The organism is Mycobacterium sp. 1165178.9 (assembly GCF_001673555.1).
Lineage (GTDB): Bacteria > Actinomycetota > Actinomycetes > Mycobacteriales > Mycobacteriaceae > Mycobacterium.
This window is the reverse complement of sequence record NZ_LZMB01000409.1, coordinates 1-12,122: the sequence shown is the minus strand read 5'-3', so window position 1 is coordinate 12,122 and position 12,122 is coordinate 1. Positions and strand designations below refer to the sequence as shown.

Genomic DNA, 12,122 nt, shown 5'->3' with positions numbered 1-12,122 from the left:
GCGGGGCCCACCGAACCATCTTTCCCCACGCCCCGACCCACCGCGCCGTCGGCCACCGCCGCCCCGGCTCCGGCCCCGGGCCCGGGCCCGTCCGCCGCGCCGACGCACCCGACCACTCCGGCGGGCGCGATCCCGCTGCCGCCCGACCAGAACGGTTACGTCTTCATCGAGACCAAATCCGGCGTGACGCGCTGCCAGATCAACAAGGACACGGTCGGCTGTGAGGCACCGTTCACCAACTCCCCGCTGCAGGACGGCGAGCACGCCAACGGCGTCAGCATCAACACCGGCGGCAAGGTGCAGTGGGTCCTGGGCAACCTCGGGGCGATCCCGACCGTCACCATCGACTACAAGACCTATGCGGCGCAGGGCTGGACGATCGTCGCCAGCGCCGACGGCACCCGCTTCACGAATGACCAGACCAAGCACGGCATGTTCGTCAGCGTCGAGAAGGTGTCGTCGTTCTAAATCCGCCGCGACGGAACGGGATGCTTGGACGCCTAGCGATCCGATGGCAGCTCGGACTCGGCGGTAGTTTTCACATCGCTTCCGGTGCGAGCGGCTAGTGTGGCGGCCTTACCTTGGGCCAAGGCCCAGGTCGCGACGATGACTACCAGCACTGCGGCGGCCAGGGCGAAAGCCTTGGGACCAGTGGCGTGAAGGCTCTCACCCAACACGATGACCCCAAGCGCCGACGCCACCATCGGCTCGGCCACGATCACCGTTGGCATCGAGGCAGTCAAAGCGCCGGCCCGAAATGACGATTGCTGAAAGATCATCCCGGCCAGTGCGGCCGGTAGCCAGACATAGAATTCGGGCGCGTGGAGCAGGGCGCCGAAACCGTCTCCGAGCGCATCGACAACACCCTTGGTCAGCACGGCGAACACCGCCAGCGACAAGCCTGCCACCACCGCTAAAAGCACCGCCGCGGGCGGACGACCCGGCCAAAACCGCGCGCCCAAGACACACAACACCGACAGCGGGCCGATCACCATGGCCACGATGGTCCAGTTCGCCAGTGATCCCCGTGAGCGCCCCGCCTCCGGCTGGCCGATCATGATGAACGCGACCAACGCAACGGCCAGCAGTGCCGCCCACACCCACTCCCAGCGGGTTACCCGGTGATGCGTCAGCCGCGCATAGATCGGCAAAGCGAACAGCAGTGCCGTCACCTGCAGCGCCGTCACCAGCATGACCGACCCCATCCCCAACGCCGCGGCCAACAGGCCGTAATTGGCGACGGCACCCGCGCTGCCCAACCACCAACGGGTATCGCCCAACGACTTGCGGAACAGGGCGAGGTGGCCTACTGGTTTGTCGGTGATCTCTTGCGCGGAGCGCTGACGAATCACATTCCCGAACGCCGATGCCAGTGCGGCGCACAGGGCGAGCACCAGCGCGATACCGACCTTTGACATAGCTGACCTCTTTGCTTTCCCCGGATTTGCTTTCCCCGAAAGCCCGCTGGGCGGATTCCTGCAATCTAGCGGCCGCGTCGCAAGAAATCGGTGACAATTTTGCTTAGCTACAGCCAGGCGGTCACCGCATTGGGCGCGGCCAGATTGATTGCCGGAGTTAGGAGCCAGTCATGTTCCTGTCAGAGATCGTTTCGCGCCGGGCGGTTGCCGGCGCGCTGGGCGCCGGCGCGGTGACGTGCACGCTGTGGTGTGCCACCGCGGGGACCGCCGCCGCCGATCCGCCGCCTCGCCCCGACGACTGCACCGCTGCCAACGTAGCCGGCGTCGCGGCGGGGGTCGCGTCGGCGCTTTCGACCTACCTGTTCCTTCATCCCGACGTGAACGGCTTCTACACCGGCCTTCAGGATCAGCCCAAAGATCAGATCCAGGGCGCCGTGCAGAACTACTTCAGTGCGAACCCGCAGGAGCAAGCCGACCTGGAGGGCATTCGCCAGCCGATGGTCGACATCAGGCAGCGTTGTCAGTGGACTCCATTGCTTGGCCAGGCCGGCGCCACTCCTTAGCGACGGGCGCGGGGTGACCATGTCCTGGAAGCCGACGACTTTCGCCCGGGCACAATCTGCTGGGCGAATTCGGGTTTCACGATGGTGGCAAAAAAATATAATGCTGCTCAGCTCATTCATTGGGCCATCGGGCCATGTGAATCGCGGCGATCACGCGAAGGAGATCGCGATGAATCTGCGGGTGCGGTCCTGGACTGTCGCGGGGATAGCGGTGCTGGCTCTGACGGCGATTCCGGAGGTATACGCCGTCGTGGCGCCCTCCGGTGTGGCGCACGCCGACGTGTGCGCGAGCGCCGGCAGGCGTGTTTCGGTGAGCGGGTGTACCAACGTTGCCGATACCGTCAACAGCTTTGCCCCGCCGCCGGACGCATACGCACCGCTGCCGGGCGACTTTCCGCCCCCGCCGCCTCCGCCACCGCCGCGGGCAGGCGTCTGCGTGGGAGCCGGCCGGCGAATCCATGTGAGCGGGTGCTTCTAAGAGTCGCGTGACCCCATCAGATCTTGGAGCCCAGCCCCGCGATCAAATTGATCGTCACTGCCAGGACAACCGCCCCGAGCAGGTAGGACAGCAGCGCATGCCGCAATACCGTAGCCCGGATCGAGCTCAATCCGATCTCGGTGTCTGACACCTGGTAGGTCATACCTACGGTGAAGGCGAGGTAGGCGAAATCCCGGAAGCGGGGCGGCTCGGGGTCGTGAAAGTTGATGCCGCCCGGGTCATCCGAGTAATAGAGCCGCGCGTAGTGCACGGTGAACAGCGTGTGCACGGCGACCCAGGACGCCGCGACGGTCAGGATGCCGAAAATCGCGGCCAAAAAGGCTTCGTGGCCCGCGCGTGAACCCGCGGCCACCACGTAGCCGACACCGCCCAGGCTCGCGACGCTCGCCGACAGGATGACCGCGTCCGCCAGCCACCGGGTCGGATCCTCTCGCGTTGCCCACCTGCAAGTCTGGTCGGCGTCCATGCCGAACACGATGACCTGCGTCCACACCACGTACGTTCCGGCGGTGACGATCCAGCCGGCCAGCGCGAAGCGCCAGCCGCCCGTGTTGCCCACTACGACAGCGACGGCGACTCCGAGGGCAACGGAGACCGATATCCGGACCGCGCCCGTGTCTCGAAACAACTTCACCAGGGAATCCACGACCTCGACCTAACCACCAAAGCAGGGCGTCAGCCCACGTTCTTCATCGGGCGGCCGCGTCGCCTCGGGCTGGCATCAGACGATTCGCAGGCGCGGTTAGTACCATCGGTGCCGTGGCATCCAATGGCCCACGCGACGACTTCCACAATCAGCCGACCCAGCATGGCGACTTCGGCGCACCCGAACAGCCCCCGACCGGCCAGGTTCCGTCATCCGGTCCCCCGCCGAACCCCCCCGAGGGGTTCGAGCAGCCCGGCGACGTCGACCCGTTTGACCAGGAGACCGAGCCGACTCCCTGGTACCGCAAGCCCGCGATGCTCATCGCCTGGCTGATCTCCGTCGTCATCCTGATCGCTTTGATCGTGTTCGGCGTCATCGAGCTCATTCACGGACAACCGACCGTCAACCACACCCCGAAAACGACGACGAGCACGACGGCCACCACCACGACCACCCCGACGACCACCACCACCTCCACCTCCTCGCCCAGCAGCGAAGAGCCACCGGCGCAGCAGCCGCCACCGGCGCAGCAGCCCCCACAGCAGCAGCCCACCGGCGGACAGACGCAGCAGCCGTCGCATCACCACCATTTGCCGCAACTGCCGCCGGTGATCACCGTTCCAGGGGTGCCGAATCCGGTCACGGTGCCGCCTGGGCTGCGTTAGCGAGCCGATCACGGTTCCACCGCGCCGCGCCGGCGAAGCCCTACACTCGCTGCAATCCACGGTCGCTACGGTGAGGACAATCGCGCGGGACAACTGACACAGGGGTGTAGCACATGAGCGAGTCGCTCGGGCTCTCGATAGGGGTGGCCAACCTGGTTGCCGCCCGCGCGGGCAGCGCTCCGATAACCCGCAGCTCCGTGCTGACCCTGTTCGAAGAGCGACCCACCGAAGTTGGCCTGCCAGAGGAAAACCCGAACCTGACCGAGCCCGGACTGGTGCTGCGGGGATTCGTCGAACGCGTCGGCGACCGCGCGCCATTGGTGGCGGCCGACGGTACCAAATACCTCGGCGCGGCTCTGACGGTCGAGGCGATCGAGGCCATGGCCCGTGCGGTCGGCTACGGGACACCGATCACCATCGCGGTGCCCGCCTACTGGTCCCACGACCAGTTCGCGGCGCTGCGTGAGGAGTTCTTCGCGCAGTCCGACCTGGCGCGCGGGGGGGTGGCGCCGATGCTGGTTTCCGACGCGACTGCCGCGCTCGCGGCGCTGCGCGGCACGCCGGGATTCAGGGCCGACGGCGTTATTGCACTGTGCGACTTCGGCGCCGGCGGCACCACCGTCACGTTGATGGATGCCAAAGCCGGCTTTGCGTCGGTCGGCCCGGCCGCGCGGTACACCGACTTCTCCGGCGACGCGATCGATCAGCTCATCCTGGACCACCTGCTGGCCTCCGACGTCAGCACCGCCATGCTCGGCGGCACCGCGCGGGTCGGGCCGCAGGCGCGCCTGCTCGGCGCATGCCGGCGCGCCAAGGAACAACTGTCGACAGCCGCGGTGAGCACCATCGCCGGGGCTTCGGGTGAGGGCGCCCAGCTGTCCCGCACCGAATTCGAGCAACTGATCTCCGCACCGCTGGACCGGTTCCTCTCGTCGGTCGATGAGTCGTTGCGGCGCAACGCGATTCCGAACACCAGGCTGAGCGCCATGGCGATCGCCGGCGGTGGTGCGAACATCCCGTTGCTCAGAGCGCGCTTGTCGCAGCGCTTCGGGGTGCCGGTGTACAGCACCGTGCAGCCGGCGCTCACCGCCGCCCTCGGCGCGGCGGTGCTCGGCCCGCAGTACGCGTCGGGCGGAGCTCCGACCGCCGCGGCCGCCGCCGCGGAAACACCGACCGAAATGGTGGGCAGCGCCGGGCTCGACATGACCCAGGCCGCGTGGGGAGCCCAGGCCACCGACGTGGACGACGCCCTGGCGTGGTCGCAGGACGCCGACCACGACGAGCCGGTGCCCTATACCGGGCGCGACGCCACTGGCGAGTACGCCAACGAGGCAAGGGAATTCGACGGCGCGACAGGCAGTCGCTACGCCGCCGCCCAGGGGCGACTCCCCTGGTACAAACGCACGGCGTTGGTGTTGACCGTGGCCGGGGCGGGCGCGGCGGTGCTGGTGGCTGCGATCCTGGCGATCAATCTGCTGCTCACCAAGTCCACGCCGGTCAGTCCCACGTCGCCGCCAAGCCAGCCTCCGCAAACGGTGACCATCACCGGCCCGAACGACAGCACCACCGTCACCGTGATCCCAGCGCCGCCGCCGTCCACCGAACCGTCGGCCACCACTACGACGCCCGCGCCGGCGCCGTCGACAACCACCACCACCACCGCACCGCCGAGCACTACGACGACCACGACCGCCGCGCCCACCACGACGTCGCAGGCGACCACCACCGCCGCGCCGACGACCACGCGCGTGCGGCCCCTGCCGCCCATCTTCGGGCGCTGACGGGACCGATTACCCTCGGCCGCCGACCGGCCGCGGTAAAAGGGCCATTTAGCGAAATTTGGTGGCGCTCATCACCTCGGCAAGCGTCGCATCCGGTGAATGGGTATTAACCAGCAGGCCAGAGCACCGGCGAACTCCCAAGTTAGGGCAGCCTTTCTCGCGCTGAAAGCCGCGAAGATGTAACTATGAGCGGGGCTTAAGCAGGCAAATAAGTACAGGCCGAATTTTCTATGCATTGGGGAGACCTTCTGTGACAACGCAGATGCTCATCAGGCTGATCGTGGGCATGGGCATGACGCTCGTCGTGGCCGCACTCGCCGCACGGCGTGTCCTGTGGCTGTTCAAGCTGATCACGTCCGGCAAGCCCGCCCCGGGTCACACCGACGAACCCGGCAAACGCGTCTGGGCCGAGGTCTCCGAGGTCTTCGGTCAGCGCAAGCTGCTGAAGTGGTCCATCCCCGGCCTGGCGCACTTCTTCACCATGTGGGGCTTCTTCATCCTGCTCACCGTCTACATCGAGGCCTACGGGCTGCTGTTCCAAGACAACTTCCACATCCCGATCATCGGACGCTGGGACGCACTCGGCTTCCTGCAGGACTTCTTCGCGACCGCCGTCTTCCTGGGCATCGTCACCTTCGCCATCATCCGGTTGATGCGCAGCCCGAAGGAGATCGGACGCCAGTCACGGTTCTACGGCTCGCACACCGGCGGTGCCTGGCTGGTGCTGTTCATGATCTTCAACGTCGTCTTCACATACGTGTTCGTGCGCGGAGCCGCGGTCAACAACGGCACGCTCCCCTACGGCAACGGGGCCTTCCTGTCGCAACTGTTCGGCGCCATCCTGCGACCCCTGGGCCAGCCCGCCAACGAGATCATCGAAACGACTGCGCTGCTGCTGCACATCTTGGTCATGCTGGCGTTCCTGATCATCGTGCTGCACTCCAAGCACATGCACATCTTCACTGCGCCGATCAACGTCATCTTCAAGCGGCTGCCCAACGGCCTCGGCCCGCTGCTTCCGCTGGAATACGACGGCAAGCCGATCGACTTCGAAAACCCGCCCGACGACGCCGAATTCGGCCGCGGCAAGATCGAGGACTTCAGCTGGAAGGCCGCGCTCGACTTCGCCACCTGTACCGAGTGCGGGCGCTGTCAGTCGCAGTGCCCGGCGTGGAACACCGGCAAGCCGCTTTCGCCCAAGCTCGTCATCATGGACCTGCGCGACCACTGGATGGCCAAGGCGCCCTACATCCTGGGCCAAAAGGAGAGTCCCCTCGAGAGCACGCCGGAGGGCGGGGTCGGCGAGGAACTGTCCGGCGAGAAGCACGCCGAGGCCCACCACGTCCCGGAGTCCGGCTTCGGCCGCGTCATGGGTTCCGGGCCGGACCAGGCCACCCGTCCGCTGGTCGGCACCGAGGAACAGGGCGGCGTGATCGACCCGGACGTCTTGTGGTCTTGCGTAACCTGCGGCGCTTGTGTCGAACAGTGCCCGGTGGACATCGAGCACGTCGATCACATCGTCGACATGCGGCGCTACCAGGTGATGATGGAGTCGGAGTTCCCCTCGGAACTTTCGGTGCTGTTCAAGAACCTGGAGACCAAGGGCAACCCGTGGGGCCAGAACGCATCGGACCGCACCAGCTGGATCGACGAGGTCGACTTCGACGTTCCGGTCTATGGCGAAGACGTCGACAGCTTCAACGGCTACGAGTACCTGTTCTGGGTGGGCTGTGCCGGCGCCTACGACGACAAGGCCAAGAAGACCACCAAGGCCGTCGCCGAGCTGCTCGCCATCGCCGGCGTGAAGTACCTGGTGCTGGGCACCGGCGAGTCCTGCAACGGCGACTCCGCGCGCCGCTCGGGCAACGAGTTCCTGTTCCAGCAGCTGGCCGCCCAGGCCGTCGAGACGCTGGACGGACTGTTCGAGGGCACCGAGACCGTCGACCGCAAGATCGTCGTCACCTGCCCGCACTGCTTCAACACCCTGGGCCGCGAATACCGCCAGCTCGGCGCGAACTACTCGGTGCTGCACCACACCCAGCTGCTCAACCGGCTGATCCGGGACAACAAGCTGGTGCCGGTGACACCGGTGTCGCAGGACATCACCTATCACGACCCCTGCTACCTGGGCCGGCACAACAAGGTCTATGAGGCGCCGCGCGAGCTGATCGGTGCCGCGGGGGCGAACCTGACCGAGATGCCGCGGCACGCCGAGCGCAGCTTCTGCTGCGGCGCCGGCGGCGCGCGGATGTGGATGGAAGAGCACATCGGCAAGCGCATCAACCACGAACGCGTCGACGAGGCGTTGGCCACCGGGGCCGCCACCATCGCCACCGGTTGCCCCTTCTGCCGCGTGATGGTCACCGACGGTGTCAACGACCGTCAGGAGGAGGCCGGACGCAGCGGTGTCGAGGTGCTCGACGTCGCGCAGATCCTGCTCGGGTCCCTCGAGTACGACAAGGCCACGCTGCCGGAGAAGGGCACGGCCGCCAAGGAGGCCGAGAAGCGGGCGGCTGAGGCGCCCAAGGCCTCGGTAGCCACGGCAGCCGCACCGGCGGAGGCGCCGGCCGAGGCGCCCGCCAAGACGGAAGCGGCCCCGAAGTCCGAGGCCACCGCGGGTCCCGCCGCGCCCGCCAAGGGGCTGGGCATCGCCGGCGGCGCCAAGAAGCCCGGAGCCAAGAAGGCGACGGCCGCACCGGCCGCAGAGGCCAAGGTGGACACCGCCGCTCCCGCCAAGGGCTTGGGCATCGCCGGCGGCGCGAAGAAGCCCGGCGCGAAGAAAGCCGCCCCGGCGGCCGGTGCCCCAAAGGCCGAGGCAAAGGCCGAGGCACCGGCCGAAGGCGGAGAAGCCAAGGCACCGGCCGCACCGGCGAAGGGCTTGGGCATCGCCGCGGGCGCCAAGCGACCCGGCGCCAAGAAGGCGGCGCCGGCTGCCGAGGCCCCAAAGGCCGAGGCAACCGCGGACGCGGCCCCTGAAGCGGAGACCGAGACCACGACCGAAGCCAAGGCACCCGCAGCCCCGGTCAAGGGCCTGGGCATCGCCGCGGGCGCCAAGCGACCCGGCGCCAAGAAGGCGGCGCCGGCTGCCGAGGCGCCCAAGGCCGAGGCGCCGAAGGCCGAGGAGCCCAAGGCTGAGGCTGCGCCCGCGGGAGACGCGGAGGCCGAAGCCGAGTCGGCGCCCAAAGGCGAGCCGGCAGAGCAGTCCGACGGCGACGGCGCAGCATCGCAGCCACCGGTCAAAGGCCTGGGCATCGCCCGTGGGGCACGTCCGCCCGGGAAGCGTTGACCTGCATCTTTGCGGCTTGACAGCAAATATCGGTGGACAGTAATGGCACCATTGGTGGTGTGACCACCCATCAGCTGCCCCTGCACGCGTCGGCTCATCACCGACCGCAACGCAGTTTCGCGCAGTCGTCGAAGCTTCAGGACGTCCTGTACGAAATCCGCGGGCCGGTGCACGCGCACGCCGCGCGGCTGGAGGCTGAGGGGCATCGCATCCTCAAGCTCAACATCGGCAACCCTGCGCCGTTCGGCTTCGAGGCGCCCGACGTGATCATGCGCGACATGATCCAGGCCCTGCCCTATGCCCAGGGATACTCCGACTCGCGGGGCATCCTGCCCGCCCGCCGGGCGGTGGTCACCCGCTACGAGTTGGTCGACGGATTCCCCCGCTTCGACGTCGACGACGTCTATCTGGGCAACGGGGTGTCCGAGCTGATCACCATGACGCTGCAGGCCCTGCTCGACAACGGCGACGAGGTGCTGATCCCGTCGCCGGACTACCCGCTGTGGACGGCGTCGACCTCCCTTGCTGGTGGCACGCCCGTGCATTACCTGTGCGACGAGACGCAGGGTTGGCAGCCGGACGTCGCCGACATGGAGTCCAAGATCACCGACCGCACCAAGGCGCTGGTGGTGATCAACCCGAACAACCCGACCGGCGCGGTCTACACCAGCGAAGTCCTCACCCAGATAGTGGATCTGGCGCGCAAGCACGAGCTGCTGCTGCTCGCCGACGAGATCTACGACAAGATCCTTTACGACGACGCCAAGCACATCAACCTGGCCACGCTGGCACCGGACATGCTGTGCCTGACCTTCAACGGCCTGTCCAAGGCCTACCGGGTGGCCGGCTATCGGGCCGGCTGGCTCGCGATCACCGGGCCCAAGGACCACGCCAGCAGCTTCATCGAGGGCATCAACCTGCTGGCCAACATGCGGCTGTGCCCCAACGTTCCTGCGCAGCACGCGATCCAGGTGGCCCTGGGCGGCCACCAGAGCATCGACGACCTGGTCCTGCCCGGCGGGCGGCTGCTCGAGCAGCGCGACGTCGCGTGGACCAAGCTGAACGAGATCCCGGGGGTGTCCTGCGTCAAGCCCGCCGGCGCGCTCTACACGTTTCCCCGGCTGGATCCCGAGGTCTATGACGTCGAAGACGACGAACAGCTGGTCCTCGACCTGCTGCTGCAGGAGAAGATCCTGGTCACCCAGGGCACCGGCTTCAATTGGCCGGCGCCGGATCACCTGCGTATCGTGACGCTGCCGTGGGCCCGCGATCTGGCGGCCGCGATTGAACGGCTGGGCAACTTCCTCACCGGCTATCGACCGTAAGCGTCCGCGCGGTCGCCTCTACGGTGGAGCGGGTGACGCACTCCCACTCACACACCATGGCCCGCTCATTGGAGGGCCCGCCCGCGGTTGATCCGTTGCCCGCCAGGATTGTCGTCGGCTTGTTGGTCGCGATCGGCGTGGCGGTAGCCGTCGGCGCGATCGTGCTCTGGCCCAGCCGACAACACGTCGACATCCCAATGCCGCTGCAGAACGCGGCCGGCGGCGCGGTGAGCACGCAGGCCGGGCACGTGCTGTCCAGCGCGGTGGGCGACTGCGGCAGCCCGTCGGCCAGCCAGGTCCTCACCGGCGCGCCGCAGCAGGCCCAGCCCGGCGCCGGACGGTGCGTATTGACCCAGGTCTCGATCGATTCAGGACCGAACACCGGGGCCCAGACGCTGCTGGAGTCCTCCCCTGGCCCCGGCCAGCCGAAATTCGCTGTGGGCGACCACATTCGGCTCGTCCGCCAGGTCGACGACCAGGGCGCCACCAGCTATGCGTTCTACGACTTCGAACGTGGCTGGGCGCTCGGCGGTTTGGCGATCGCGTTCGCGGTGGTGATCGTGGCCGTGGCGCGCTGGCGCGGGCTGCTGGCGCTGGTGGGCATCGTGGTCGCGTTCGTGGTGCTGGTGACGTTCCTGCTGCCGGCGCTGCGCGACGGCGCACCGGCTGTTCCGGTGGCGCTGGTGGCGGCGGCCGCGATCCTGTATGCGGTCATCTATCTCGCGCACGGGGTGAACCTGCGGACCAGCGCCGCACTGCTGGGTACCTTGTCGGCTCTGCTGCTGGCAGCCGGATTGTCTTGGGCTGCAATAGAGTTGGCGCACCTAACCGGCCTATCGGACGAACAGAACAGCACCGTCAGCGCCTATCTGGGCAGCGTGTCGATCGGGGGCCTGCTGCTCGCCGGCTTCATCATCGGGTCGCTGGGTGTGCTCAACGATGTGACGGTGACCCAGGCCTCGACGGTGTTCGAGCTCGCCCACCTCGGCGGCTCGCGTCGGGCGATCTTCGTGGGCGCCATCCGGGTCGGCCGCGATCACATCGCCAGCACGGTCTACACGCTGGTGCTGGCCTACGCGGGCAGTTCGCTGCCGCTGTTGTTGCTGTTCAGCGTAGCCAACCGCTCATTGACCGACGTGCTGACCAGCGAGAGCGTGGCGATCGAGATCGCCCGCTCGGCGGTGGGCGGCATTGCGCTGGCGCTGTCGGTGCCGCTGACGACGGCGATCGCCGCGGTGTTGGCCAAACCTACTGAAATCGACTGCGCTCCAACAGGTCCAGCAGATAGCCGCCGTAGCCTGACTTGACCAGGCCCTGTGCGCGCTCGGCCAGCTCGTCGTCGGTGATCCAGCCTCGCCGCCACGCCACTTCCTCGGGGACGCTGACCTTGAGGCCCTGCCTGCGCTCCAGGGTGCGCACGAAGTCGCTGGCGTCCAGCAGCGAGTCGAACGTCCCGGTGTCCAGCCAGGCCGTGCCGCGAGTCATCACCTCGACCGAGAGTCGGCCCCGGCTCAGATAGATCTGGTTGACCTCGGTGATCTCGTACTCACCGCGCGCCGATTTCTTCAGGCCCTTCGCGATTTCGACAACGTCGTTGTCGTAGAAGTACAGACCCGGCACCGCGTAGTTTGATTTCGGCGTCTTGGGTTTCTCCTCCAGCGACAGCGCCCTGCCGTCGTCGCTGAACTCGACGACGCCGTATGCCGACGGGTTGGCCACCCAGTAGGCGAAAACCGCTCCCCCGCTGACGGATTGGAACCGGCTCAAACTGGTGCCCAGGCCCGGCCCGTAGAAGATGTTGTCCCCCAACACCAAAGCCACCGGCTCGTTGCCGATGTGCTCGGCGCCCAGGACGAATGCCTGGGCCAGGCCATCGGGCTGTTCCTGCGTCACGTAAGTGATGTTGACGCCGAACTGAGAGCCGTCGGCCAGCAGTCGC

Annotated in this window: 11 protein-coding genes; 8 read left to right on the top strand and 3 right to left on the bottom strand. The window is 67.5% G+C overall.

Translation table 11 applies throughout. The features are described 5' to 3' along the window. Positions 1-468, top strand: a 468-nt coding sequence (locus tag A5652_RS17945; RefSeq protein ID WP_067354308.1) for a hypothetical protein, incomplete at its 5' end; no start/stop codon positions are given. Positions 469-500: 32 nt separating this feature from the next. Here A5652_RS17945 and A5652_RS17940 read toward each other — a convergent pair. Further along, positions 501-1,418 (bottom strand): DMT family transporter, encoded by a 918-nt coding sequence (locus A5652_RS17940; RefSeq protein WP_067354304.1) that lies wholly within the window; start codon positions 1,416-1,418, stop codon positions 501-503. A 170-nt stretch (positions 1,419-1,588) separates the two neighbouring features. Between A5652_RS17940 and A5652_RS17935 the strand changes: the two genes are divergently transcribed. Beyond that, positions 1,589-1,981, top strand: a complete 393-nt coding sequence (locus A5652_RS17935; RefSeq protein WP_067354300.1) for a heme-binding protein — start codon at positions 1,589-1,591, stop codon at positions 1,979-1,981. 169 nt (positions 1,982-2,150) lie between these two features. Next, positions 2,151-2,459 (top strand): hypothetical protein, encoded by a 309-nt coding sequence (locus A5652_RS17930; RefSeq protein ID WP_067354314.1) that lies wholly within the window; start codon positions 2,151-2,153, stop codon positions 2,457-2,459. A 16-nt stretch (positions 2,460-2,475) separates the two neighbouring features. Here A5652_RS17930 and A5652_RS17925 read toward each other — a convergent pair whose 3' ends face one another. Beyond that, positions 2,476-3,117 carry a DUF1345 domain-containing protein gene (locus tag A5652_RS17925; protein WP_232001231.1) on the bottom strand — a complete coding sequence of 214 codons (642 nt, stop codon included), beginning with the start codon at positions 3,115-3,117 and terminating at the stop codon, positions 2,476-2,478. A gap of 122 nt (positions 3,118-3,239) precedes the next feature. On the opposite strand from A5652_RS17925, the gene A5652_RS17920 reads away from it, so the two are divergent. The 5 genes from A5652_RS17920 (at position 3,240) to A5652_RS17900 (ending at position 11,490) form a co-directional block, all read left to right on the top strand. Further along, complete coding sequence (locus A5652_RS17920; protein WP_067354293.1) at positions 3,240-3,791, top strand: hypothetical protein; 552 nt, start codon at positions 3,240-3,242, stop codon at positions 3,789-3,791. Positions 3,792-3,904: 113 nt separating this feature from the next. Continuing rightward, positions 3,905-5,572 carry an Hsp70 family protein gene (locus A5652_RS17915; RefSeq protein WP_067354289.1) on the top strand — a complete coding sequence of 556 codons (1,668 nt, stop codon included), beginning with the start codon at positions 3,905-3,907 and terminating at the stop codon, positions 5,570-5,572. A 250-nt stretch (positions 5,573-5,822) separates the two neighbouring features. Beyond that, entirely contained in the window at positions 5,823-8,858 is a 3,036-nt protein-coding gene (locus A5652_RS17910) for a (Fe-S)-binding protein (protein ID WP_067354286.1), read from the top strand. Between the two features lie 32 nt (positions 8,859-8,890). After that, the gene (locus A5652_RS17905) at positions 8,891-10,183 is read left to right on the top strand and encodes a pyridoxal phosphate-dependent aminotransferase (protein ID WP_067354282.1); all 1,293 of its coding nucleotides are present in this window, start codon (positions 8,891-8,893) and stop codon (positions 10,181-10,183) included. A gap of 32 nt (positions 10,184-10,215) precedes the next feature. Continuing rightward, positions 10,216-11,490, top strand: coding sequence for a YibE/F family protein (locus A5652_RS17900; RefSeq protein ID WP_067354311.1), 1,275 nt, complete (start codon positions 10,216-10,218; stop codon positions 11,488-11,490). Here the strand turns inward: A5652_RS17900 and A5652_RS17895 are convergent. Continuing rightward, a partial coding sequence (locus A5652_RS17895; protein ID WP_067354278.1) for a sugar nucleotidyltransferase occupies positions 11,432-12,122 on the bottom strand: 691 nt, incomplete at its 5' end. The genes A5652_RS17900 and A5652_RS17895 overlap by 59 nt on opposite strands.

What these genes read in the sequence shown, in the direction of transcription:
- A5652_RS17940 (WP_067354304.1), bottom strand. Translation starts at nt 1,418, where the DNA reads ATGTCAAAGGTCGGTATCGCGCTGGTGCTCGCCCTGTGCGCCGCACTG.
- A5652_RS17935 (WP_067354300.1), top strand. Translation starts at nt 1,589, where the DNA reads ATGTTCCTGTCAGAGATCGTTTCGCGCCGGGCGGTTGCCGGCGCGCTG.
- A5652_RS17930 (WP_067354314.1), top strand. Translation starts at nt 2,151, where the DNA reads ATGAATCTGCGGGTGCGGTCCTGGACTGTCGCGGGGATAGCGGTGCTG.
- A5652_RS17915 (WP_067354289.1), top strand. Translation starts at nt 3,905, where the DNA reads ATGAGCGAGTCGCTCGGGCTCTCGATAGGGGTGGCCAACCTGGTTGCC.